General features: G+C 65.6%; 19 protein-coding genes and 1 pseudogene. 6 read left to right on the top strand and 14 right to left on the bottom strand.

Translation table 11 applies throughout. The features are described from left to right. The first annotated feature begins 128 nt into the window (after nucleotides 1–128). Together sorA and sorB are read left to right on the top strand one after the other, a co-directional pair. Nucleotides 129–1382, top strand: coding sequence for a SorA family sulfite dehydrogenase catalytic subunit (sorA, locus tag K2O51_RS28815; protein WP_011299227.1), 1254 nt, complete (start codon nucleotides 129–131; stop codon nucleotides 1380–1382). 14 nt (nucleotides 1383–1396) lie between these two features. Then, nucleotides 1397–2023: a SorB family sulfite dehydrogenase c-type cytochrome subunit gene (gene sorB, locus K2O51_RS28810; protein WP_011299226.1), complete on the top strand. Its 627-nt coding sequence runs from the start codon at nucleotides 1397–1399 to the stop codon at nucleotides 2021–2023. Between the two features lie 55 nt (nucleotides 2024–2078). Here the strand turns inward: sorB and K2O51_RS28805 are convergent, their stop codons facing one another. Both K2O51_RS28805 and K2O51_RS28800 read right to left on the bottom strand, forming a co-directional pair. Then, nucleotides 2079–3473 (bottom strand): amidohydrolase family protein, encoded by a 1395-nt coding sequence (locus K2O51_RS28805; protein ID WP_220631093.1) that lies wholly within the window; start codon nucleotides 3471–3473, stop codon nucleotides 2079–2081. Between the two features lie 2 nt (nucleotides 3474–3475). Next, nucleotides 3476–4824: pseudogene (locus tag K2O51_RS28800) on the bottom strand (nucleobase:cation symporter-2 family protein). A 250-nt stretch (nucleotides 4825–5074) separates the two neighbouring features. On the opposite strand from K2O51_RS28800, the gene K2O51_RS28795 reads away from it, so the two are divergent. Then, nucleotides 5075–6076 carry a helix-turn-helix transcriptional regulator gene (locus K2O51_RS28795; protein ID WP_220631092.1) on the top strand — a complete coding sequence of 334 codons (1002 nt, stop codon included), beginning with the start codon at nucleotides 5075–5077 and terminating at the stop codon, nucleotides 6074–6076. Nucleotides 6077–6127: 51 nt separating this feature from the next. On the opposite strand, the gene K2O51_RS28790 is transcribed toward K2O51_RS28795, so the two are convergent. The 5 genes from K2O51_RS28790 to K2O51_RS28770 are packed head-to-tail and all read right to left on the bottom strand — an operon-like array spanning nucleotide 6128 to nucleotide 11482. Next, a complete protein-coding gene (locus tag K2O51_RS28790) occupies nucleotides 6128–7210 on the bottom strand; it encodes a CobW family GTP-binding protein (protein WP_011299222.1) in 1083 nt (360 codons plus the stop codon). Nucleotides 7211–7267: 57 nt separating this feature from the next. Beyond that, nucleotides 7268–7858: a UbiX family flavin prenyltransferase gene (locus tag K2O51_RS28785; RefSeq protein ID WP_011299221.1), complete on the bottom strand. Its 591-nt coding sequence runs from the start codon at nucleotides 7856–7858 to the stop codon at nucleotides 7268–7270. Then, nucleotides 7855–10128, bottom strand: coding sequence for a xanthine dehydrogenase family protein molybdopterin-binding subunit (locus K2O51_RS28780; RefSeq protein ID WP_011299220.1), 2274 nt, complete (start codon nucleotides 10126–10128; stop codon nucleotides 7855–7857). The genes K2O51_RS28785 and K2O51_RS28780 overlap by 4 nt, the downstream gene beginning before the upstream one ends. Next, a complete protein-coding gene (locus K2O51_RS28775; protein ID WP_140950675.1) occupies nucleotides 10128–10610 on the bottom strand; it encodes a (2Fe-2S)-binding protein in 483 nt (160 codons plus the stop codon). Before K2O51_RS28775 ends, K2O51_RS28780 begins: the two co-directional genes overlap by 1 nt. Beyond that, nucleotides 10598–11482 (bottom strand): FAD binding domain-containing protein, encoded by an 885-nt coding sequence (locus K2O51_RS28770; protein WP_220631091.1) that lies wholly within the window; start codon nucleotides 11480–11482, stop codon nucleotides 10598–10600. The genes K2O51_RS28775 and K2O51_RS28770 overlap by 13 nt, the downstream gene beginning before the upstream one ends. Nucleotides 11483–11661: 179 nt before the next feature. On the opposite strand from K2O51_RS28770, the gene K2O51_RS28765 reads away from it, so the two are divergent. After that, nucleotides 11662–12576, top strand: coding sequence for a LysR family transcriptional regulator (locus K2O51_RS28765; RefSeq protein ID WP_245001891.1), 915 nt, complete (start codon nucleotides 11662–11664; stop codon nucleotides 12574–12576). A 3-nt stretch (nucleotides 12577–12579) separates the two neighbouring features. Here K2O51_RS28765 and K2O51_RS28760 read toward each other — a convergent pair whose 3' ends face one another. The 6 genes from K2O51_RS28760 to K2O51_RS28735 form a co-directional block, all read right to left on the bottom strand. Continuing rightward, on the bottom strand, nucleotides 12580–13971 hold the full coding sequence (locus K2O51_RS28760) for a nucleobase:cation symporter-2 family protein (protein ID WP_011299216.1): 1392 nt from the start codon (nucleotides 13969–13971) through the stop codon (nucleotides 12580–12582). A 224-nt stretch (nucleotides 13972–14195) separates the two neighbouring features. Next, nucleotides 14196–15620 (bottom strand): UbiD family decarboxylase, encoded by a 1425-nt coding sequence (locus K2O51_RS28755; RefSeq protein WP_011299215.1) that lies wholly within the window; start codon nucleotides 15618–15620, stop codon nucleotides 14196–14198. A gap of 97 nt (nucleotides 15621–15717) precedes the next feature. Further along, nucleotides 15718–16632, bottom strand: coding sequence for an amidohydrolase family protein (locus K2O51_RS28750; protein ID WP_011299214.1), 915 nt, complete (start codon nucleotides 16630–16632; stop codon nucleotides 15718–15720). Nucleotides 16633–16669: 37 nt separating this feature from the next. Beyond that, nucleotides 16670–17572 (bottom strand): amidohydrolase family protein, encoded by a 903-nt coding sequence (locus tag K2O51_RS28745; protein ID WP_011299213.1) that lies wholly within the window; start codon nucleotides 17570–17572, stop codon nucleotides 16670–16672. A 319-nt stretch (nucleotides 17573–17891) separates the two neighbouring features. Beyond that, complete coding sequence (locus tag K2O51_RS28740; protein ID WP_011299212.1) at nucleotides 17892–18389, bottom strand: M48 metallopeptidase family protein; 498 nt, start codon at nucleotides 18387–18389, stop codon at nucleotides 17892–17894. Nucleotides 18390–18438: 49 nt separating this feature from the next. Then, nucleotides 18439–18663 (bottom strand): hypothetical protein, encoded by a 225-nt coding sequence (locus tag K2O51_RS28735; protein WP_010812270.1) that lies wholly within the window; start codon nucleotides 18661–18663, stop codon nucleotides 18439–18441. Nucleotides 18664–18804: 141 nt separating this feature from the next. Here K2O51_RS28735 and ettA point away from each other — a divergent pair, with 141 nt between their 5' ends. Beyond that, nucleotides 18805–20472, top strand: coding sequence for an energy-dependent translational throttle protein EttA (gene ettA, locus K2O51_RS28730; RefSeq protein WP_011299211.1), 1668 nt, complete (start codon nucleotides 18805–18807; stop codon nucleotides 20470–20472). A gap of 60 nt (nucleotides 20473–20532) precedes the next feature. On the opposite strand, the gene K2O51_RS28725 is transcribed toward ettA, so the two are convergent. Then, complete coding sequence (locus K2O51_RS28725; protein ID WP_011299210.1) at nucleotides 20533–21669, bottom strand: metallophosphoesterase; 1137 nt, start codon at nucleotides 21667–21669, stop codon at nucleotides 20533–20535. Nucleotides 21670–22041: 372 nt separating this feature from the next. Between K2O51_RS28725 and K2O51_RS28720 the strand changes: the two genes are divergently transcribed. Further along, nucleotides 22042–24429 (top strand): carbohydrate-binding family V/XII, encoded by a 2388-nt coding sequence (locus tag K2O51_RS28720; RefSeq protein ID WP_220631090.1) that lies wholly within the window; start codon nucleotides 22042–22044, stop codon nucleotides 24427–24429. Nucleotides 24430–24624 lie beyond the last annotated feature (195 nt).

The following is a 24624-nucleotide window of genomic DNA, read 5'->3' as shown; positions in this document are numbered from 1 at the left end:
CCCGGGAATTCGATTCCGCCGATAACCCTTACCGGAATATCGAGTTGTACGCTAAACCTTGTGATAGCGACAATCCGGCGGTTACGTCCCTGCCGCGGACTCCAGATCCAGAACAAGAGGAGAAGACCATGAATGCGCCTGACAATCCCCATCGGCGACACACCGGTGGCCGACGCAAATTCCTTCAAGGCGCCGGCGCCCTGATGGCCCAGGCCACGCTCGGCGCCACCGCGTTCGACGCGTTCGCCGCCACGCCGGCCAAGGTCACCATGCCGTTCGCCAACGGCGAGCGCGAACTGGTCGCTTTCCCGCAGAAGCGCCCGCTGATCCTGCTGACCAGCCGTCCGCCACAACTCGAGACGCCGTTCAGCGTGTTCAACGAAGGTGTGCTCACGCCGAATGACGCGTTCTTCGTGCGCTACCACTGGAGCGGGATTCCGACGTCGATCGACCCGCAGACCTATCGCCTGCGCGTCGGCGGCCATGTGAAGGCGCCACTGGAACTGTCGCTGGCGGATTTGAAGACGCTCGCGGATCCGGTCGAGATCGTGGCCGTGAACCAGTGCTCGGGCAACAGCCGCGGCTTCTTTGACCCGCGCGTCAACGGTGGCCAGCTGGGCAATGGTGCGATGGGGAATGCGCGCTGGACCGGCGTGCCGCTCAGGAAGGTGCTGGAAAAGGCCGGCGTCCAGCCGGGCGCCGTGCAGGTGACATTCAACGGCATGGACAAGCCGCCGCTCGAAGGCGGCCCGGACTTCGTCAAGGCGCTGAACATCGACCACGCGCTCGACGGCGAGGTGATGCTGGCCTGGGCAATGAACGGCGCCGACCTGCCGATGCTCAACGGCTATCCGCTGCGGCTCGTGGTGCCTGGGCACTACGGCACGTATTGGGTCAAGCACCTGTCGGACATCCAGGTTGTGGACAAGGTCTTCGACGGCTTCTGGATGGCCTCTGCCTACCGCATTCCGGCGAACCCGTGTGCCTGCGTGGCGCCCGGCACGGCGCCCTCGGCCACCACGCCCATCGGACGCTTCAACGTGCGTTCGTTCATCACCAGCCTGACGGATGGCGCCAAGGTGCCGACCGGCCGCGAGACGGTGGTGCGTGGCATCGCCTTCGACGGCGGCTACGGGATTGGCGAAGTCGGTTTCTCGGCGGATGGCGGCCGTTCCTGGCAATCGGCAAAGCTTGGGCAGGACCTGGGCCGCTACTCGTTCCGCGAATGGACGGCGGTGCTGCGCCCGCCGCGCCGCGGCAATCTCGACTTGCGCGTGCGTGCCGTGAACCGCGCCGGCCAGAGCCAGCCGATGGAGGCGCTGTGGAATCCGCCCGGCTATATGCGCAACGTGGTCGAGTCCACGCGCGTTACCGCAGTCTAAGGGAGGGCGACACGATGAATATGAAGCCCCTGATCGCCGCTGTGTTCGCGGCCTGTGCCCTTCCGGCCATGGCGCTGGAAGTTACCCTGCCCGCCGAAACCGCGGCCTATCGCCCGAGCGATCTGCCCGGCTACCGGCTAGTGCAGCAGAACTGCATGACGTGCCATTCGGCCCAGTACGTCGAGACCCAGCCGCAGACGTCGCCGCGCGCCTACTGGGACGCGACCGTCAAGAAGATGAAGAAGCCGTTCGGCGCGCCGCTGCGCGACGAAGACATCCCGCTGATCGTCGACTACCTGGTCAAGACCTACGGCGCCGAGCGCGGCAGTGCTACGCCGGTCGCCGCGGCAGCCACCGCGGCACCTGCCACGGCGGCGGCTGCTGGCGCGCCACGCTCGGTGGACACGCTGCTCGGTGCTAACCAGTGCAGCGCGTGCCATGCCGTCGACAAGAAGGTGGTCGGCCCCGCGTTCCATGACGTGGCGGCCAAGTATGCGGGCAATGCCGACGCCACCGGCAAGCTGATGCAGAGCATCCGCAGCGGCGGCAGCGGCAAGTGGGGACAGGTGCCAATGCCGGCGTTCCCGCAGCTCGACGATGCTGACCTGAAGACGCTGGCAACCTGGGTGTTGTCGCGATAGCCGTACGCGCTCGCTGCGTGTCCCGTCGAACGGCCACGCAGCGGGCGTTTGCCACTCAGTCCAACAGCGCTGCCAGCGCGCGCCGCGCGTCCTCGCGCAGTCTGCCGAGGTCTAGCCCGACAACCTCGCCATCGCGGACAACCTGCCTGCCGCGTACCAAGACGTGCCGCACAGGCGTCGGTTCGCCGGCCGCTACCGGTGCGGTGGCGATGTCGTGGAAGCCGTGGAAGCGCAGGCCGCTCACATCGTAGATCGCAAGATCCGCTGACTGTCCCGGCGCAAGCATCCCAGTGCCGGGCAACCCCAATACGCGCGCGCCACCCGCCGTGCCCCAGTGGATCACTTCCTCCACGCGCGTCTGCGCGGCGCCGCCCGCCGCCCGGTGCACCAGCCACGCGAAGTTCGCTTCATGCACCATGCTGCCGGACTCGTTGGACGCCACACCATCGACGCCCAGCGATATCGGCACGCCCGCATCGGCCATCTTGCGAACGGGTGCGATACCGCTGCCGAGCCGCGCATTGCTGACCGGGCAGTGCGCCATGCCGGTGTTGGTGACCGCGAGCATCCGGATCTCCTCGGAGGTGACCGCGACCAGATGCGCGAACCACACATCGGGCCCCAGCCAATCATGGTCGGCCACGAACTGCACCGGCGAGCACTGGTATCTCTCGCGGCAAAAGCGCACATAGTTATCGGTCTCGGACAGGTGCGAGTGCAGGCGCAAGTCCATGCCGCGGCCGAAGGCCGACAGTTCGCGCAGCAGCACTGGCGGCAGCGAGAACGTCGGTGTGGTTGGCGCGACTACCACGCGGCGCAGGCCGTCGGCGGAGGCGTCGTGGTAGCGCGCCTTCAGGCGTTCGATGTCGGCGAGCATCTCGTCCAGCGTCTCGGGCACCAGCGCGGCAGCAGCCATGCCAGGGTGATCGGCGGCGGACTGGATTGCTCCGCCGCGGCATAGCACGAGGCGCATGCCGAGTTCTTCGGCGACCTGGAACAGCACATCGCCGGTTTCTGCACCATGGCCGTGGTGGTACAGGTAGTGATGATCCGCGCATGTTGTCGTGCCCGACAGCAGCAGTTCGGCCATGCCGAGGCGCACCGCCGTGCGGAAGATCTCGGGCGTGAAGCGCGCGAGGCGCGGATAGGGCACCGCGGCCAGCCATTGCTGCAGGTCGGCGTTCATGCCGCCGGGCACGGCCTTCAGCAGGTTCTGGAACAGATGGTGATGCGTGTTGACCCAGCCCGGGTAGATCACGCAGCCGGTGGCGTCGATCACGTCTTCGCCTTCGTGACGGGGCAGGGCAGCGCCGATCTCCGCAATGCGGCCCGCTTGCACGCGGATATCGGCAGCCCCCGCGCGCGCGGGGTCGCCGGCGCGCCCTGTCATCACGGCGGCGGCGTTGCGGATCAGCAGATTGCCCGTCGGGGCGGCAGCGGTGGACACCATGTTCAGACCTCCTGGATGTTGTCGGTATGGATCGGGTGCTCGCTCTCGTCACGCGCGGGCACGCCATTGAGCAGCAGGTTCAGCAGTACGGAGACCACGCACGCGATGATCACGCTGCTGTGCACGAACGGCTGCAGGAAGCCGGGCAGCTTATCGAGCATGGACGGCAGCATCACGGGCATCATGGCGCAGGCGAGCGTGATGGCAACTACCGACAGGTTGGCCGGATTGCGGTCGTATTCGACTCGGCCCAGCGTCTTGATGCCGGCCGCTACAACCACGCCGAACATCACCATCGCCGCGCCGCCGAGTGCCGCAGGCGGGATCGACGCGAACAGCGCGCCAATCTTCGGCACCAGCGCCACCGCGCACAGCATCACGCCGCAGGTCGCAACCACCCAGCGGCTGCGCACGCCGGTGACGATCACGAGCCCACGTTCTCCATGAAGGCGATATACGGAAACGCCGCGAACATGCCGCCGATGGCACTGGCAAGCCCGTTGGCGCGTAGTCCGCGCGTGGCGTCCTGTTCGGTGATAGGGCGCTTGACGATCTCGCTGACAGCCACGAACAGGCCCATCGATTCCACCATCTGCACAACCATCACGATCACCATCGTCGTGATGGCGCCAATATCGAAAACGGGCATGCCGAATGCAAATGGCGTGACCATCGTGAACCACGGCGCGCGCGACACTTCATCGAAGTTGCCCATGCCGAGCATCCACGCCACGGCGCCGCCGACAAGCAGGCCGATCATCACCGCCAGGTTGCGCACCAGTTCGCTGCGGTGGCGGTTGATGAGCAGGATCAGCGCCACCACACCGAAGCCGACCGCGAAAAAGACGGGGCTGCCAAAATCCGGCGCACCCCTCCCACCGCCAAACCAGTGAAACGACACCGGGAACAGCGACAGCCCCACCGCGGTGATGGTGCAGCCGCTGACCACCGGCGGAAAAAAGCGCTTGAGCCGCCCGATCACGGGCGCGAGCAGCATCGTGATCACGCCTGCGCCGATGATGGCGCCGCACACGCCATTGAAGCCCAGCGACGGGTCGCTGCCGACCGCGATCACCGGCGCGACTGAGCTGAATGCCACGCCTTGCATCAGCGGCAGCCGTACTCCGAATTTCCAGAAGCCCACGGTCTGGAGCAATGTGGCGATGCCGGATGTGAACAGCGCCGTGCTGATCAGCATGGTCGTCTGCGCAGGGGTCATCTTCAGCGCGCTCGCTACAATCATCGGTACGGCGATTGCTCCGAGGTAGCTCACCAGCATGTGCTGGAAGCCCAGCGACGCCATGGCGCGCGCGGGCAATATCTGATCGACGGGGTGCACGGCAGTTGTCATGGTGGTGTCTCCTGCCGCTGTCGTTGGGGGACGCGCACCGTGCCGGCTGCGGCTGGCCGCCGGTGCATGCATGGAAGATAGCGGCGTGCGCCGCGCGCTTATAGCGCAATTGCGAAGGCGATGGCATCCGTCCGCAATCGCACGTGAAAGCGGCATCAGGGGTTTCCCTTGGCTTGCGGTGATCGGGTACGGACCCTAGGATGGACACGACGCTTCCACGCAGCTTTCCTTGCCTGCACCCGCTTCCCGCATGCCAGCCATTCCAGCCAATCGAGCCTTTCCCGCTGCATCGAACAGCCCCGGCCGAGCTAGTGATGCGCAACGCATCCAGTCGCTGTCCGGCCGTGTGTTCGGGCCCACGCGGCTGCGCGCGGCCGAGGATGACGCTGCGCTCGACGCGCGCATCGATACCTGTGCGATTGGCCGCCTGACGCTGGTGACCATCGGCTACAACCAGGCCGTGGATATCGAGCCGCAGCAGGGCAAGGACGAGTTCGTGATCCAGACGCTGCTTGCGGGACGCTGCCGCGTGCATGCGCCGCACGGCACGGTTGAGATGCCGCCGGGCGCGACGTTCGTGTTTTCGCCCACGGTGCCGGCGAGCCTGTCGCTCGACCGCGATTGCGAGCGCTTCAGTGTGGTGATCCGCCGGCAGCTGATCGAGGAAGCGTTCCGCCTGCAGTTCGGCTTCGATCCGCCAACGCCGATCGAGTTCGACATGCAGCCGGTCGCAGATGATGGCCGCGCCGAGCGCTGGCAGGCCCTGGTGGCATACCTGCGCGCAGAAACGCGCGTGCGGCGCGAAGGCACCGGCGCGCCCGCGATGGATGCAAGCATCGAACGCATCGTGCTGTCCACGCTGCTGCTCGACCGCTTCGCCGCAGACGGTGGCATGTTGCCGAGTCGCTTTGCGCCGGCGTTGCCGGGCTATGTCCGCTGCGCGATCGCGTATCTCCGCACGCACCTGGATCAGCCGCTCACGTTGGAGCGGGTGGCAGCGCATTGCGGTGTGTCGGCGCGCACGCTGCAGCTCGGGTTCCGCAAGAGCAAGAACACGACGCCCATGGAATATCTGCGGCTGTTGCGCCTGCAGGCGGCCCGTGCGGACTTGCAGCGCGTACCGCAGGAAAAAGGGATGGTCAGCGCCATCGCGTTGCGCCATGGCTTCACGCACCTGAGCCTGTTCTCGCGCGAGTACCGCAAGGCGTTCGGCGAACTGCCGTCGGATACCTTGCAGGCGCCGCGGGGCTGAAGCGGTCTCCACGACAGAGACGCGCTTCAGCCGGTTAACCCGCCAGGGACATTACGCCGCTTCTGCTACGCGCACCGGCATGCAAACGTTCAGCAGTGTCTGCAGCCGCTGCTTGTCCAGGTTGCGGCCGATGAACACGAACTTGCTCTGCGGCGCTTCCGTGCCCCATGGCGCGTCCGCACGGAAATCCATGAGCCGGTGCACGGCCTGCAACACGTAGCGCTGCGTATCGCCGGCCACGGCGACGATGCCTTTCATGCGGAATACATCGTCGCCCTGTGCGGCGAGCAATGCCCGCAAGCCGTATTCAAGCCGCTGGCGATCGAATGGCTGGTCGAACACCAGCGAGACCGATGTCACCGATGGATCATGACGATGACCATGCTCGGCCTCATCATGCGCATGGTCGCAATGCTCGTCGCAGACGTGGCCAGCATGATCGTGCTCGTGATGCGCATGTCCGTGATCCTCCATCTGCACTATGCCCGGCGTGAACCCGCCGATGCCGAGGATCTTGCCTAGATCGACCTGCGCATAGTTGGAGCGCAGGATCTGCGCGCCTTCATTGAGCTTGTGGATGCGCGCTTCGAGTGCGTCGAGCCGCGCGGCACTGACGAGATCGGTCTTGTTCAGGATGACGCGGTCCGCCGCGACAATCTGGTCCACGGCCTGGTTGTCGAACCCTGTCAGTTGCGGATCATCGAGGTGATCTTCGATGTGCACCGCATCCACGAGCGTCAGAATGCCATCGAGTCTTACCTGCTGCGCAACTTCATGGTCCATGAAGAAGGTCGCGGCCACTGGCGTCGGGTCGGCCAGGCCGCTGGTCTCCACGAGGATGTGGTCGAATCGCTCGGGCCGCTCGAGCAGCTTCTGCAGGATGCGCACGAGGTCCGTGCGCACGTCCACAACGCAGCAGATGCAGCCGTTGGTCATCTGGTAGATCTCTTCGTCGGAAGTCATCACGAGATCGGAGTCGACATCGACCTCGCCGAACTCGTTCTCGATCACCGCGATGCGGTGCCCGTGCTTCTGCGTCAGGATGTGGTTCAGCAGCGTGGTCTTGCCGGAGCCAAGGAAGCCGGTGAGGATGGTGACCGGTACGGGCGGCAACTGCGTGGCGTGGTGCGTCATGTTGTCTCCTGATTCAAACTGCGTTCCCCGTTGGCGGGGCGATAAGCGAAACGTGGGCTATGCGGCGCCGATGGCAGGGCGCAGGCCTTCCCAGCGCTGCACCAGTCCATCGTGCGGAACGTTGAACAGATCGAGCACGCGACCAACCGTGTGGTTGACGATATCGTCGACGGTCTGCGGATGCGTGTAGAAGGCAGGAAGGGGCGGCAGCACGATCGCGCCCATCTCGGTGACTGCAGTCATGTTGCGCAGATGCACGAGATGCAGCGGCGTCTCGCGCGCAAGCAGCACGAGTCGGCGCCGTTCCTTGAGCATTACGTCGGCTGCGCGCGTGACGAGGTTGTCGGCCATGCCCGTCGCGATCGCGGCCAGCGTGCGCATGGAGCAGGGCGCTACCACCATGCCGTCGCAGCGGAACGATCCACTCGCGATCGCTGCGCCGATATCGCGCACGTTGTGCACGGCATCGGCCATCGCCTCGACCTGCGGTCGCTGCAGGCCGAGTTCGTGGTGTGCGGTCAGCAGGCCGGAAGGCGAGCACACCAGATGCGTTTCCCAGTCCGCCAGCGGTGACAGCGCCTGCAACACGCGCACGCCATAGACCGCGCCACTCGCACCGGTGATAGCGACGACAAGGCGCTTCGTCATGCCGCCGCCTTTTTGGCAAGCGCCTGCAGCACCTGCTCCGGCCGGATCGGGTAGTGCCGGAAGCGCACGCCGATCGCATCGAACACGGCGTTGGAAATGGCCGGTCCGATCGCGACGATCGGATCCTCCCCTACGCCCTTGGCGCCGAACGGTCCGCCAGGATCGGGGGCCGCTTCAAGGATGATGGTGTGAATCTCCGGCATGTCCATCGCGAGCGGCATCTTGTAGTCGACGAAGTTGGCATTGAGCGAGCGGCCGGTGCGCATGTCGATCTGGTAGTCCTCGTACAGCGTATGGCCGATGCCTTGCTGGATGCCACCCTCGATCTGGCCGGCCGCCGCCACGGGGTGGATCACCTTGCCGACGTCATGCACGGGCACTACCTGCTTCACGGTAATGAAGCCCGTTTCCGTGTCGACTTCGACTTGCACGAAATGCGCGGCGAACGAATACGACTTGGTCGGGTGGTATGTGGCGGTGCCGACCAGTTGCGCGGCAGGAATACCCTTGCGTGGCATGACTGCTTCGCGCACCGTCAGCGTTGGACCTTCGCGGTCGCGCACCGCGATCACGCCAGCCGTGAGCATCAATGCATCAGGGGTGCATTCGAGCAGCTTCGCCGCGCGATCGAACAGTTGCCGCTTGATCTCGCCCGCCGCCATCTGCGCGGCCTTGCCGACCATGTACGTCGTATGGCTCGCGAAGGCGCCGATGTCCCACGGCACCACATCGGTATCGCCGTGGACCACAGACACCGACTCGAACGGCAGCGTCAGTTCCTCTGCCACGATTTGCGCGAGCGCCGTATGCGCTCCCGTGCCAAGCCCTGCAGCACCCGTCAGCAGGACGACGGTGCCATCCTCGTTCATCTTGATGATCGCGTTGCCCTGCTCCTTGATGCCCGGATAGGCGCTGCTGCCGTGCATCTCGCAACCGATGCCCCAGCCGGTGCGGATCGGGCCTTCCGTATCGCGTGGGCGCTGTCGCAGTGCGGCCCAACGGGTGGCTTCCATGCCCTTGCTGATGCATGCTTCCAGCCCGTGGCCGATCAGTGGGTGATTGGACGGTGCGATATCGCCTTCGCGCACGGCGTTCTTCAGTTTTAGGTCGGCGGGGTCCATGCCGAGATGTTCGGCCGCCTCGTCCATCTGGACATCGAGCGCATAGTAGGTCTGCACCACGCCATAGCCACGGAACGCGCCCGCGATCGGGCTGTTGGTGTAGACGCAACGCCCTTCGAGCAGCACGTTGTCGCAGCGGTACAGCGAGACCATGGCTGCGGTGCCGACGTTGGTGACGCCGGGACCATGCGAGCCATACGCGCCCGAGTTGAACACCACCTTCGCCTGGCGCGCAGTGATGGTGCCGTCGTTGCGGAAGCCCTGCTTGAGCCAGATCCTGGCCGGATGGCGTGTGCGTCCGCCGAGGAAGGTTTCCTCGCGCGTGTATTCCATGCGCACCGGCCGGCGCGTCTCGCGCGCCATCAATGCGCACAGAAACTCATGCTGAAACAGGTCTTGCTTCGCACCAAAGCCGCCGCCCATATGGTCGACCAGCACGCGTACCTTGTGCAGCGGCAGGCCCAGCACTTCGGCCATGATGCCGCGTACCATGAACGCGGTCTGCGTGGAAATCCACACGGTCAGATTGCCGTTGCCGTCCCAGTTGCAGGTGCAGACGTTCGGTTCCATGTAGGCCGGGGTAGGGCGGCCGCCTTCATAGATGCCTTCGAGGATGAAATCCGCTTCGGCAAAGCCGGCTTCGACATCACCGCGCTTGACGATGACAGGCGGCAACACCAGGTTGCCGCCGGGTTCGCGGTCGTGGATGCGCGGCGCGTCGGAACGTTCGGCATCTTCTGTCGTGAATACGGCGGGCAGCGTCTCGTATTCGACTTCGATCAGTTCGATCGCATGCGCCGCGATGTCCTCGCTAGTCGCGGCCACGGCGGCCACGCCTTCGCCCCAGTAGCGCACCTTGTCGTCGAGGATGTACTGGTCGCACGTCACTGACGCAGAGCGCGGATGCGGCGATCCGGCATGCAACACGCGCGGCACGTTCTCGTGGGTGAGCACGGCCTTGACGCCGGGCAGCGCAAGCGCGCGCGATGTGTCGATGCGGCGGATCTTTGCGTGCGCGACTTCGCAGCGCTTGATCTTGCCGAACAGCAGGCCGGCGAACGGCATGTCGGCAACGTACTTCGCATTGCCGGTGACCTTGTCGAGCAGGTCGGTGCGCTTGACGCTGTGTCCGATCACGGCGTGGGTCATCATGCCTCCTCGTTCGCCATCGCGGCGGCAGTCTTTTCGATCGCCTCGATGATCTTGGTGTACCCCGTGCAGCGGCAGATGTTGCCGGCAATCGCAAAGCGAATCTCGTCGCGCGTCGGGTGCGGGTTCGCTTCAAGGAGCGCCTTGGCCATCATCACGAAGCCCGGCGTGCAGAAGCCGCACTGCGCGGCGCCGCATTGCATGAACTGCTCCTGGATCGGATGCACGGTGTCGGGCGACGGCTGCACGCCTTCGATCGTGGTGAGCTGGCAGCCATGCGCCTCGGGCGCAAGCATCAGGCACGAATTCATCGGCCTGCCGTCGACGATGACGGTGCATGAGCCGCATTCGCCGACGTCGCAGCCCTTCTTGGTACCAGTCAGGCCGGCGTCGTTGCGCAGCGCGTCCAGCAGCGTGGCGTGCGGCTCGACCGCAAGCTCGCGCGGTTCGCCGTTGATGACGAGTTCGATTAGCTTTCGCATGGTGTGGCCTCCAAAGCGCGTTTGTGGGCTTCCTCTAGCGCGCGGCGCGTGAGCACGCTGACCATCTGTCGGCGATAGGCTTCGCTCGCACGCACGTCGCTGATCGGGCGCGCGTCGCGTGTGGCGGCATGTGCGGCCTGCAGGATCAGTGCATCGGTGAGGTGGTGGTCGCGCAGCAGTGCCTCGGCGTGTTCGGCGCGTACCGGCGTGGGCCCCACCGCGGCGAGCACGATGTTGGCATCTGTACAGCGGCCTTCTTCGATGGTCAGCGATACCGCTACGCCAACCGTGGCCAGTTCCATCTGCACGCGCCGGCCATGCTTGAGATAGACCTTGCCGGTATGCGCGCGCGGTGCGGGCACGGTGATGCGAGTCACGATTTCGTCCGGTGCGATCGCGGTCTTGCCGACGTCGGTGATGAAGTCCTCCACGCGCATCTCGCGCGAGCCCGACAGTCCATACAAATGCACCGATGCACGATCCGCGACCAGCGGCGCGATGGAATCGGCCGACGGCGACGCGCGGCACACATTGCCGACCACGGTTGCGCGGTGGCGCACCTGGATCGAGGCGAAGTCCGTCACCGCCTTCGCCAGCCCGGCGTAGTGCCGTTGCACAAAGCCACAGGTTTCGAGTTGACGCGTAGTGACCAGCGCACCGATGCGCAGGCCATTCACGGGATCGAACGTAAGCACGTCCATGCCCGGGATCTTCTTGATGTTGATGACCTGCTCGGGCTTGCGCACCGACTCCTTGATCTGCACGAGCAGGTCGGTGCCGCCGGCCAGCACGGTGGCCTTGCCGCCGGCGCGGTGCAGCATTGCCGAAGCATCGGCAAGCGTGGCCGGCTCGAAGTATTCAAACGCTCTCATCGCTTCTCCTGAGGATTGCTTCGGCGGCCTGCGGGGCCATCCGTTAGCAACCATCATGGTGTGAGGGCCATCATCGGTAAAGACCTCGAAACCTATTAATTGATCGTGTTACCCTCTGAATCAGATGCGCCGCGCGGATCTCCGCAGCAGGCGCGCACCTGACCACAGGAGGAAGACAAGTGGCCAACATCGGCAACATGAACGTGTCGCTGCGGCAACTGCGCGCCTTTATCGCGGTGGCGCAGGAGCGGCATTTCACGCGCGCGGCGGAAAAGCTGGACCTGTCGCAGTCCTCTGTCAGCGCGCTGATCCACGAGCTCGAAGACAACCTCGGCCTGAAGCTGTTCGACCGGCATACGCGCCAGCTCCACATCACGCAGGCTGGCGAGGAACTGCTGCCGCTCGTGAAGAAGGCGGTGGCCGATATCGACAGCGCGATCGAGACGTCGAGCGAGTTGCGCACGCTGGGCCGGGGGCGCGTATCGATTGCGGCCTCGTCGATCCAGGCGGCACTGATGCTGCCGCGCTTCATTCGCGAGTTCAGCCTTGGACATCCGGGCGTGAAGGTCGACATCCACGATGTGTCAGAGCATGAGGTGCCGAAGATGGTCAGCTCGGGCGAGGTCGACTTCGGCATCGGCACGATTCCGGAAGGGCAGCCCGACCTGGCCGCGCACCGGCTATCGACGGATCCGTTTGTGATCGTGATGCCGCCCGACCATCCGCTGCTGCGGCGCAAGACTCTGCGCTGGGAAGATGTGGCGCCCATTCCGTTGATCGGTCCGCACAAGGGCAATCCGATCCGCGACTGCCTCGATGCCGCACTGGCCGCGCGCGGCATCACGCTGTCGCGGCTGCATGAGGTGCTGCTGCCGCTGACGATGGTCGGCATGGTCGAGGCCGGCCTCGGTATCGCCGTGATGAGCGCCGCAGTGACGCGGCTGACCGAGGCGCTGGGACTGGCCACGGTCATGCCGACCGATCCGGTGATCCATCGCGAGATCTCGCTGCTGGTGCACGCGGACCGGTCGCTGTCGCCGCCGGCCCAGCGCTTCCGCGACCTGTTGATGCGCAATCGCGGCAATCTCGGTTAGTCGTCAGGCGGGCTCTTTCGCAAGGCCGTGCGCTTGCGGCTGCGGCGAGCGCGCATTGAACAGCACGTTCAGCAGCACCGCGGACAGCGTGCCGAGCAGGATGCCGTTCTGGCAGAACTTGGCGAGCAGCTCCGGCATCTGCGAGAAGAACCGCTCCGACACGAGCGGAATCATGCCGAGCGCGATGCTCACCGCGACGATGTAGGCGTTCTTCTTGTTCTCGACGAAATCGACATGGCCGAGGATGCGCACGCCTGTGGCCGCGACCATGCCAAACATCACGAGCGCGGCACCGCCCAGCACGTACTGCGGAATCGACGCCGCGAAGAACGCGAGCTTCGGCAGGCAGCCGAGCACGACCAGGATCGCGCCGGCCGTCGCGCAGACCCAGCGGCTGCGCACGCCAGTGACCTGCACCAGTCCGACGTTCTGCGCATACGATGTGTAGGTGAACGTGTTGAACACCGCACCGACGAGCGCGCCGACGCCGTCAGCGCGCAGCCCGCGTGTCAGGTCGTCGCAGGTCACCGGCCGGCCGACGATCTCGCCAAGGGCCAGGAACTGCCCGACGCCTTCGATCATGATCACCACCATCACCACACACAGCGTGACAGTCGTCATCGGATCGAAGGTCGGCCAGCCGAAATGGAACGGCGTGATCAGCTCCACCCAGTGCGCCGCAGCGAGACCGTCGAAGCTGACCTTGCCGAGCGACAGCGCAATCGCGAAGCCGGTCAGGATGCCGATCAGCACGGCGACATTGCATAGAAATCCTTTGGCGAACGCCACCAGAGCCAGCACCGTCAGCAGCACAACCGTGGCAATGGCGATGTTGACCGGCACGCCGAAGTTCGGGTTCGGTACGGGCCCGTTGGGCGTCGAGATCATCGGGTTGCCGCCAGCAGCCCAGTTGATGCCCACACGCATCAGCGAGATGCCGATCACGAGCACCACGGTGCCCGTTACCACCGGCGGGAACCAGCGCACCATCTTGCCGACGTATGGCGCCACCAGGAACGTGAAAATGCCGGCGAGCATCACCGCGCCGAACACGGCGGGCAGCCCGAGCGAGGGATTGGAACCGGTCGCGATGATCGGCGCGATGGCCGTGAAGGTCACGCCCATCATGACGGGCAGCCGGATGCCAACTTTCCAGATGCCGATGCTCTGGATCATCGTCACGAGGCCACAGCAGAACAGGTCGGCGGCGATCAGGAACGCGATCTGGTCCTTGGGCAGCTTGAGCGCGCCGCCCACGATCAGCGGCACGGCAATGGCGCCGGCATACATCACCAGCACATGCTGCAGGCCCAATGCGAGCAGACGCGGGGCGGGCAGGACTTCGTCGACGGGATGCACGGGGACTGCCCCATGCGATTGCAGGTTGGGGGTCATGCTGTCTCCATTGGTCGGTACCACGCCGGTCGCGCTCGGTTGCGTCGGTGTCGCCCGAAGGTCGCCGGCGATCGTGTACGGATGGTCGATGCCATCCCTTGCATGCCCGCGCCTGTCCTGTTCTATGAATCCAGCATGCCAGCGGGGGCGGTCAGGAACAATGCTCGTGGCGGATTTATCGATCGGGTTGGACGATGAATCCGCCGTTTCGACGGGGTAATCCCTTACGGGACTGCCAGGCGTGCGAGCAGCGCCTGAGCCCTGTCCATTGCCGCTGCATCGATGCGCGCGCGCACCCCATCGAAGTTCGGCCCGCGTGTGGCATCCAGTCCCATGCGCGAGGTCGTGCCAACACCGGACGCAGATGGGTCCAACGCACTACCCGGCAACCCGTCGACCACCACCACATCGAGATGCGGCTGCAGATGCGTGGCCATGGCCCACAGCACTTCGTCGTCGCGCGTGATGTCGACGTCTTCATCGACGGCCACGACGGTCTTCAGGTACGGGTCCCAGCCGAGCAGGCCCAGCATCACCTGGCGCGCTTCGCCCGGGCGGCTCTGGCGCAGTGCCACGTAGGCGTGGAAGTGCGTGCCCGAACTCGGATAGTGCACGGCGGTCACGCTCGGAAAGCGCTCCCTGAGCTTTTCGACCATCTCCGATTCGCGCGGGATGCGGCCAAGGTTCAGGTGCTCGGCCGAGTTGCCGCCGACCACGTCGACAAGCCACGCGTCGGTGCGCCGCATCACGCTTTCCACACGCAGCAGGTTGTTGGTCGAGCGGTCCGACGAATAGCCGGTGAACTCGCCGAACGGGCCTTCCTCGACGCGCGCTTCGGGATCGATCACGCCTTCAAGAACGATCTCGGCGTGTGCCGGCACGAGGATGCCATAGCGCGGCGTGCGCACCGCCTCCATCGGCGCGCCAAGCAGGCCGCCGGCGACATGGCGCTCATCCACGCCGAACGGCAGCCGAGCCGCGCCGGCAAGCATGAACAGCGGGTGCGCGCCGATCACCATCGCCACCGGCAATGGCTTGCCCAGTTGGGCCGCGCGCTGCTGCATGCGCCACAGGTGCCCGCGCGAATGCAGGCTCGTGGCGATTTCGGTCGGCGAATGCAGCATCGAGCGGTGGAAGCTCGCGTTGCCGACGCTGGTCTCCGGGTCTTCCGCGATCAGGATCGCGTTAGTGATGTACGGGCCGCGGTCGCTCGCGAAGTGCCGGATCGCCGGGATGGTGCGCAGGTCGATGTGGCGCGTCTCGACATGGCCGGTGACGGCGCCGCCCTCCAGCACGCGCGGCGCGACCATGCGGCGGCTGCGCGCCTGATACTCGGCGTGGATGGCAGATGGCGGCACGCCGCCGAGCATGCGGCCCACGCGCTCGCGCGAAGCGAAGAGGTTGGTGACCAGTGGCGTGCCAAGTCCATCTACCTGCTCGAACAGCAGCGCCGGATGGCGGCCCTGCGCCGCGAGTGCCCAGACCAGCGCGGTCGGGTCCTGATCGGCGCTGACCGGTTCGCGGATCTGCAGCACATCATCGGGATACGCCTCGCGGTATGCGGCCAGGAACTGGTGGAAATCCTGCGAGGTGTCGTGGAAAGTCTTGTGCGCCGATGCGGTAGCGAAGGGCGCGGAGGGCGAGTTCATGAATGCCTCCTGTCGTCAGGGTTGGCACGGCGAAGGCTGCCCCGGCGGCCGCTCGTCGCGGCCGCCGTGCCATGCCTGCGGATCTACTCGGTGTGGCTCAGCGCGTGCTGGCGTAGGTGTCCTTGAGCCGCGCCTGTGCCTCTTGCTGGGTCTTCGGCGGCGCAGTGGGCTCGATGCCGACCAGCCGCGCGATGTTGTTGCCCATGTAGTCCTCAAGGCCGTCCTCATCGAGATCCATGCCCTGCGGCGCCGGGCCGCACAGCATTTCCAGCTCGCGCAGCCACATGCCGGGCTCGTTGGGCGGCGTGTCGGTGCCGAACACGATCTTGTTGCGCGGCAGCTCGCGCGCGAACTCGACGATGCGAGACTGGAAGCACCAGCCCGATTCGCAGTACACGTTGGGGGTGTCCATCGCCATCCAGAACGCCTCGAACGAGTAGTTGCCGCCGGTCTGGATGCCGAAGTGCCCGATGATGAAATTGACCATCGGGAACTCGCGGATCACCGGGTAGAACATGGTCGGGATCGTGTACGGTCCGTCGCCGGTGTGGATCAGCACCACGGTGTTGTACTTGGCGCAGACCTTCATCGCCGGGCGTAGCCAGTCGAGGCAGCGGTCGGGCCGGTAGCCGTGCATATTGGCGTGCAGCTTGACCATCTTGAAGCCATATTCCTTGATATGGAATTCCAGCTCCTGCGCGCCTTCTTCCGGGCCCCAGCGCGGGTTGAACGTGAAGTTGCCGATAAAGCGGTCAGGGTACTTCTGGCACAGGCTGGCCACGTAGGCCATGTAGTCGCGGATGCCTTCGCGGCCGCGGCGATTGCCGTCGCGGTAGCCGGTATTGCCCGGCGGCGGCTGGATAAAGCCCATGTCGATGCGGCGCGGCTTGCCGTTGATCATGTAGGGGCCGTCCATCATCTTGAGCATGCGCTCGCCGTTGAAGGGCTCGCCCGTGTGGCGCCAGGCTTCGTCGACGAGGTTGGTCGGGTGCAGGTGGGTGTCGATGATCATGGTGTGTGCTCCGGAGTCCGTTGTCAGTGCATAGCGCTCATGCAGCCAGGCGCGCCCTGGCTTCCTCGAGGGTGCGCGGCACCGGTGTCGGCTCCAGGCCGATCATGCGGGCGACGTTGTTGCCGAGGTAATCCTCGAGCGTGTCTTCGTCGAGGTTCAGGCCTTGCGGCGGCTCGAAGCACAGCACTTCCAGCAGGCGCAGCCACATGCCTGGCTCGTTGGGCGGGGTATCGGAGCCGAACAGGATCTTGTGTTTCGGCAGCACCTTGGCGAACTCGACGATGCGCGACTGCAGACACCAGCCCGATTCGCAGTACACGTTGGGCATATCCATGGCCATCTGGAACGGCTCGAAGCAGTACACGCCGCCGGTCTGCACGCCGAAGTGGGCCATGATGAAGTTGACCGTCGGGAACTCCTTCATCATTGGCACCCATTCGGTCGGGATGCTGTACGGGCCGTCGCCGGTATGCAGCTTGACCAGCACGCCGAGTTCCGCGCATTTCTGTAGCGCGGGCCGCAGCCAGTCGAGCGCGCGGTCGGGCCGGTACGCGTGCATATTGGCCTGGAACTGGACCATCTTGAAACCGAGCGTCTTTACATAGTGCTCGATCGCGTTGACGCCGTTCTGCACGCCGCAGCGCGGGTTGTAGACGAAGCAGCCGATAAAGCGGTCCGGGTACTTCTTCACCATCTCGACCGTGTAGGCCATGTACGCGTCGATGGATTCGCTGCCCGACTTCTCGCCATCGGTCCACGTGTAGATGGTGTTGCCTTGCGGGGGCTGGATAAAGGCCTTGTCGATGCGGCGCGGCTTGCCGTTGATGGTGAACGGGCCGTCCATCATCTGGATCAGGCGCTCGCCCGAGAACGGCTCGCCGTCGTGGCGCCAGGCCAGGTCCACCAGGTTTGTCGGATAACAGCTGGTGTCGATGATCATGGGAGATCCCCTAACAATGACTAGGTTGGACACGCATGCGGCGAACGCGCGCGATACGCGAGCGAACCAGCGCCGCGGGCGCCTTGCATGCTGTTTTCGGGAGTCTTTGTCAGGGGAACGTTGGACAACTGCGCCACCGACGAAACACTCCGTCAGTGAGCAATCTCCAGTTGGACCTCACGGCATTGCGCCGCTGCTGTCCAATCGACCGCTTCTACCCACGCGCTCGTTATACATAGCGGCGCGCGGGAGCGTCAAGCAGCTTGTGTGTTGCGGTGCACGAAGCAGGCGCAGCGGAGGGTGCCGCAACAACCTGCCGTTATGCCTTCGCTGCGCGTTCCACTTCGCGCCATGCGAGCCACAGGCGCGTGTCGAATTCGAGCTGGTGGTAGCGCGGCTCCATGTGTTCGCAGAGCCGGTAAAACGCCTTGTTGTGGTCGCTCTCCTTCAGGTGCGAGAGCTCGTGCACGACGATCATGCGCAGGAATTCCGGCGGCGCGTCCTTGAACAGCGTCGCCACGCGAATTTCCTTCTTGGCTTTGAGCTTGCCGCCCTGCACGCGCGAAATCGCGGTATGCAGGCCCAGCGCCCTGTGTGCCGAGTCCAGCGTCGCATCGAAGCCGACCTTATGCAGCGGCGGCGCGCTGCGCAGGAATTCCTGCTTCAGTTCGGTGGCGTAGTCGTACAGCGCGCGGTCGGTCTGCACCGCGTGGCGCTGCGGATAACGCCGCGCGAGGTGGTCACCGAGGCGGCCCGCGGCGGCGAGTTCGCGCACCTGGTCGAGCACCTCCGGCGGATAGCCGCCGAGGAAGCGCATCGGATCCTTGGTGCCGGGCTGCCAGGTGTTGCCGTTCACTGCGTGCGGATCAGTGGTGGTGGTGATGGTGGTGCATCCAGCTGTTGTCGAGCGAGTTCACGAACGACTCGACCGCGTCCTTGTCGCCGGTGGCGTGGCGCATCATCTCGCCGCACTTGCAGAAGCCCTGATACGGGGTGATGTGCGAGCACGCCGACGTCTTCTGCAGATACAGCGTGACGGGCTTCGTGCACTTCTTGCACTTGAACTTCAGGGTCAGGGCAGGTTTGCTCATGGTCGAATGAAATCAACGAGTTAGCGCGAAAGCGAACCTGCGATTGTACCGGCCGCGCGAGCATTGCGCAGACCGGCGGGCACGTGCTTTGTTAAACTCCGCCCATTCCCAAATTCCCTGAACACACGGACACCGCACGCCATGGCTCAGTACGTTTTCACCATGAACCGCGTGGGCAAGATCGTTCCGCCCAAGCGTCACATCCTGAAGGACATCTCGCTGTCCTTTTTCCCCGGCGCCAAGATCGGCGTGCTGGGCCTGAACGGCTCGGGCAAGTCCACGCTGCTGAAGATCATGGCCGGCCTCGACAAGGAGATCGAGGGCGAAGCCACGCCGATGCCGAACCTGAACATCGGCTATCTGCCGCAGGAACCGCAGCTCGATCCCGAGCAGACCGTGCGTGAGTCGGTCGAAGAAGCGCTGGGCGGCGTATTCGAGGCGCGCAAGAAGCTCGACGAGATCTACGCGGCCTATGCCGAGCCCGATGCGGACTTCGACGCACTCGCCGCCGACCAGGCCAAGTACGAGGCCATCCTGGCCGCGAGCGACGGCAACAACGCCGAGCTGCAGCTGGAAATCGCCGCCGACGCACTGCGCCTGCCGCCGTGGGAAGCGAAGATCGGCAATCTGTCCGGTGGCGAAAAGCGCCGCGTGGCGCTGTGCCGCCTGCTGCTGTCGCGCCCCGACATGCTGCTGCTCGACGAACCGACCAACCACCTGGACGCCGAGTCGGTGGACTGGCTCGAGCAGTTCCTGACGCGCTTCCCGGGCACCGTCGTGGCCGTGACCCACGACCGCTACTTCCTCGACAACGCCGCCGAGTGGATCCTGGAACTGGACCGCGGACAGGGCATTCCCTGGAAGGGCAACTACAGCTCGTGGCTCGACCAGAAGGAAGCGCGCCTCAAGCAGGAAGAGGCGAGCGAATCGGCCCGCCAGAAGGCGCTGCACAAGGAACTCGAATGGGTGCGCCAGAACCCGAAGGGTCGCCAGGCCAAGTCGAAGGCGCGTCTGGCGCGCTTTGACGAGCTGAACAGCCAGGAATACCAGAAGCGCAACGAAACCCAGGAAATCTTCATCCCCGTGGGTGAGCGCCTGGGCAACGAGGTCATCGAGTTCGATAACGTCAGCAAGGGTTTTGGCGACCGCATGCTGATCGAGAACCTGAGCTTCAAGGTGCCGCCGGGCGCCATCGTCGGCATCATCGGCCCGAACGGCGCCGGTAAATCGACGTTCTTCAAGATGCTCACGGGCAAGGAGCAGCCGGACAGCGGCGAGATCAAGATCGGGCCGACCGTGAAGATGGCCTTCGTCGACCAGAGCCGCGACGCGCTCGACGGCACCAAGACCGTGTTCGAGGAAATCTCGGGCGGCGCCGATGTCCTGACCGTCGGCCGCTACGAAACGCCGTCGCGTGCCTATATCGGCCGCTTCAACTTCAAGGGCGGCGACCAGCAGAAGCAGGTCGGCACGCTGTCGGGTGGTGAACGCGGCCGCCTGCACATGGCCAAGACGCTGATCGCCGGCGGCAACGTGCTGCTGCTCGATGAACCGTCGAACGACCTGGACGTGGAAACCCTGCGCGCGCTGGAAGACGCGCTGCTGGAATTCGCGGGCTGCGTGATGGTGATCTCGCACGACCGCTGGTTCCTGGACCGTATCGCCACGCACATCCTGGCATTTGAAGGCGACTCGCATGTGGAGTTCTTCCCGGGGAACTACCAGGAGTACGAGGCGGACAAGAAGCGTCGCCTTGGCGAGGAAGCGGCCAAGCCTAAGCGGATCCGGTATAAGCCGATTTCGCGCTGATGGCGCGGTGCCAATGAAAAAGCCAGGCCTTCGCGCCTGGCTTTTTTGTCTTGTGCGGATTCAATCGTCTGCCCGCACCAATTTCACCCGAGTAATCTCCGACGGCGCTCCAAACCGCTTCGGGGGCCCCCAGTACCCCGTCCCCCGGCTGATGTAGACCCACATTGCCCCATGCCGCACCAACCCCGCCGTGTACGGCTGCTGCATCGGCACGAACAGGTTCCACGGCCAGAACTGGCCGCCATGCGTGTGGCCTGACAACTGCAGATCAAAGCCTGCCTCGGCAGCAGCCGCCGCCGTGCGCGGCTGGTGCGCGAGCAGCACGCGCACGCCAGCGCTCGGCGCGCCTTGCAGAGCGCGTTTCGGGTCGCTGCGATGGGTCTCGTGGAAGCGCCCGGCCGAGTAGTCGGTCACCCCGCCCAGCACCACCACATCACTCCCATGCTCGAGCGCCACGTGCTCGTTCATCAGCACGCGCAGCCCTAGCCGCCGCAGTTCCGCGATCCACGGTTCGGCGCCCGAGTAGTACTCGTGGTTCCCCGTCACAAAGTACACGCCATGGCGCGCCTGCAAGCGCGCCAGCGGTGCCGTGTGAGCGGACAACTCTCTCACCGTGCCGTCGACGAGGTCGCCGGTGATGGCCACAGCGTCGGCCTCCAGGCTGTTGACGCGGTCGACGATACGGTCGAGGTACGGCCGCTTGATGGTCGGGCCCACGTGGATGTCGCTGATCTGCGCGATCGTGAAGCCATGCAGCGCCTCCGGCAGGCCGTGGACCGGCACGTCGACATCGACCACGCGGGCGAGCCGGCGCGCATTCACGTAGCCGGCAAGCGTCACGAGCAGCGCAAGCAATACCACCGCCGCTGCGCTGTAAGCGTGCAGTCCGGGGGGCTGCCAGCCCGCCAGCCATGCTACGGCGAGGACGATATCGCGCGCCAGCGTCAGGATCAGCAGCGACGAAAAGAACCCCATCGCGAGCATGCCGACCCAGGACACCGCGTCCGCCCAGGGCTGGCTGATGCGGCGCGCCAGCAGGCCGGCGGGCAGGAGTACGCACGACAGCGCGAGCCAGATGCCGCCGAGCGCCTTGATCAGCAGGGGAACCGGCAGGTCCGGCAGAAGGCGCCAGCCGATATAGGCGTGGAGCAGGGCCGTGATGGTGCCGGCGGTGAGGATGGTGGTCCGTGGGGGCATGGGGGCGGGCTTGGAGGACAGTCCGGAAAAGGTGGGGCCGGCGCGGCGCGCGTTCAAGAGCAGCACCGGGCTGAAGTGATTGCAATGCACTATTGCGCGAGCCGGTGGGGATTTCCGGCGGCTTCCGGTGATCCAACAGACACCCGCATGTGACGCTGCAAGCGCTCGTTCGGCGGCGCGGATGCCAGTGATCTGCGCCCTTTGTGGCGGCGTGCTGAATGTTTTTGAAACGGATTGTCCGCCCTTGCAGGCTCATTTAGATTCGGACGCACGGCTGCTCGTTGTGCAGTATCGTGCCCAACGTTCGTCCGGCCTGCCCTTGGGGCATCGCAGCGGGGCCATGCAGCGGACTGTCCCTACCTGGAGATTGCCATGTCGTTTCGCCTGAAGCACACCAGCGCGCTGGTGGCAGCCGTCTGCATCGCGATCGCGCCGGCCATGGCGGAGGCGGCAACGCCGCCAAAGGCGGTGACGCCGCTGGACTGGCCGCGCAACTTCGATGCCGCTAGCGAGCATGTGGAGCTGTACCAGCCCGAGATCGAGAAATGGGAGGGCAACCGCATGTCCGGCCGTGCCGCGGTCGCGGTCGGTGCGAAGGACGGGACGCCGACTTACGGTGTGGTCCACTTCTCGGCGGTCGCCGATATCGACAAGCCCTCAGCGCTGGTGCAGCTGACGCAGATCACCATCGAAAGCGTCGAGGTGCCGACGCGTCCCGAAGCCGCCGACCAGGTGCGCAACGCGCTGCTGGCCCGGCTGCCGGCGGGCGGCCTGACGGTGCCGCTCGACGAACTGCAGGCCAGCTACGCCGTCTCGCGCCAGCTGGCCAGTGCGACGAAGGTGCCCGTGAAGAACGATGCGCCGCAGATCATCTTTGCCACCACGCCGACGCTGCTGGTCCACGTGGACGGTGATCCGGCGTGGCGCAACGTGCCCGGTACCTCCTACGAACGCGCGCCGAACAGCCGCGCAATGCTGCTGCGCGAGCCCGGCGGCGAGCTGTACCTGCAGGCGGCGGGCTACTGGTTCCGTTCGGAGTCCGCTGGCGGCGCGTGGGAAGTCATGTCGACGGTACCCAAGGGCCTGCAGGCCGCGGCGACCAAGGCGGCAGCCGCTTCCAGGCCCGATGCCATGCTGCCGTCCGACGGCAAGCGCCCGGCGCGTGCGCCGGCCATCCAACTCGCAACCCGGCCGACCGAGCTTGTGGTGACGAGCGGTGCGCCACAGATGACGCCGGTGGGTGGCGGCGGGCTGCTGACGATGTCGAATGCCGATCATGCCGTGTTCGTCGATCCGGCGTCCAACAACTACTACGTGCTGGTGTCCGGGCGCTGGTTCCGCGCGCCGATGCTGACCGGCCCGTGGCAATACGTGCCTGGCGGCGAGCTGCCAGCCGATTTCGCAAAGATTTCGCCGAACGACGCCAAGGCCAACGTGCTGGTGTCCGTGCCCGGCACGCCGCAGGCGAAGGAAGCCGTGATCGCCGCCACGATCCCGCAGACCGCGAACGTCTCGCGCGCGAAGGCGGCGCTGACGGTGGCCTATGATGGCGCGCCGCGCTTTGTGCCGATCACCGGTACCTCGCTGAGCTACGCGGTCAATACCGGTACGCCGGTGATCGAGGTGGACAGCAGTCACTACTACGCCGTGGCCAACGGCGTCTGGTTCACGGCTCCCGTCTCGACGGGCGCCTGGCGCGTGGCGACCGAAGTGCCGTCGGCGATCTACACGATCCCGCCGAGCTCGCCGGTCTACTACGTGACCTATGTGCGCATCTATTCGGTCACGCCCGATACGGTCGTGGTCGGCTACACGCCGGGCTACATGGGCGTGGTGGTCAGCGCCGACGGCACCGTGGTGTACGGCACGGGCTACGTCTATCCGGCGTACGTGGGCGCGGTCTACTACGGCTACCCGGTCACGTACGGCTATGGCGCCGGCTTCGGCATCGGCCTGGCCGAGGGCTTTGCGTTCGGCTTTGCCGCGGGCGCGTTCTGGGGCGCGGCATCGCCGTACTGGGGACCGTACTGGTGGGGCGGCCCGTACAACTGGAATTACGTGAACGTGAACCAGGCCAACTTCTATGGCCGCTGGGGACAGGGCACGGTCACGCATGCGCAGGGCTGGAATGCCTGGACGGGTACGGAATGGCGCGGCACCGCGGCGTCCGGGTTCAACCCGGCCACGGGGGCGCATTTCCAGGGCAGCCGCGGCGCCGCCTTCAATCCCTATTCGGGCAATTACGCAGCGGGACGGCAGGGCTCGTTCGCCAACCCGTCGACAGGGCGCGAAGGTGCCGGACGCGGCGGTGTCGTCGGCAACGAGTACACCGGCAACTACGCGGCTGGCCGTCAGGTCGCGGGCTATAACGCGCAGACGGGCCGCGTGGGCGCTGCGGAGGCTGGTATTGCCGGAAATACCCAGACCGGCGAACACACGGCGGGCAGCCGTGGCTTTGTCGCCAATCCCGACAAGGGCAATGCGGTGGCGTGGAACAACGGCAATGTGTACGCCGGCCATGACGGTTCCGTGTACCAGCACACCGACAGCGGCTGGCAAAAGCACACGCCCGGCGGCTGGGAACCCGTGCAGCCCAATAACGAAGTCACCGGCCGGCTGGAACAGCAGCGCCAGGCGCGCGACATCGGCCAGCAACGATTCCAGGGCGCGGCGCAGCAATGGCAGGGCGGCGGCCGCTTCGGCGGTGGGGGCGGTGGCTTCCGCGGAGGCGGCCGATTCCACGGCGGCTTCCGGCGATGAGTCGTCTTTGCCAGGCGCACAGACAACGCTGAATCCGCCCGCCAGCATGCGCATCGGCATGCACGTCGAAATGAGTAAACACGGCCACAAAAAATTTGAATTGGCGCGCCATTAGGCGCGCCGTAACCTGCCTGAACAGGCACCGGAGCGGCGGGATTTCACCCGTTTGTCCGACAGGGGGAGCGGCCATGGCTG

The sequence above is a fragment of the Cupriavidus pinatubonensis genome, assembly GCF_019602855.1.
In the GTDB taxonomy this organism is placed as follows: domain Bacteria; phylum Pseudomonadota; class Gammaproteobacteria; order Burkholderiales; family Burkholderiaceae; genus Cupriavidus; species Cupriavidus pinatubonensis.
The sequence above is the reverse complement of the archived record's forward strand: the minus strand, read 5'-3'. Positions and strand labels throughout refer to the sequence as shown.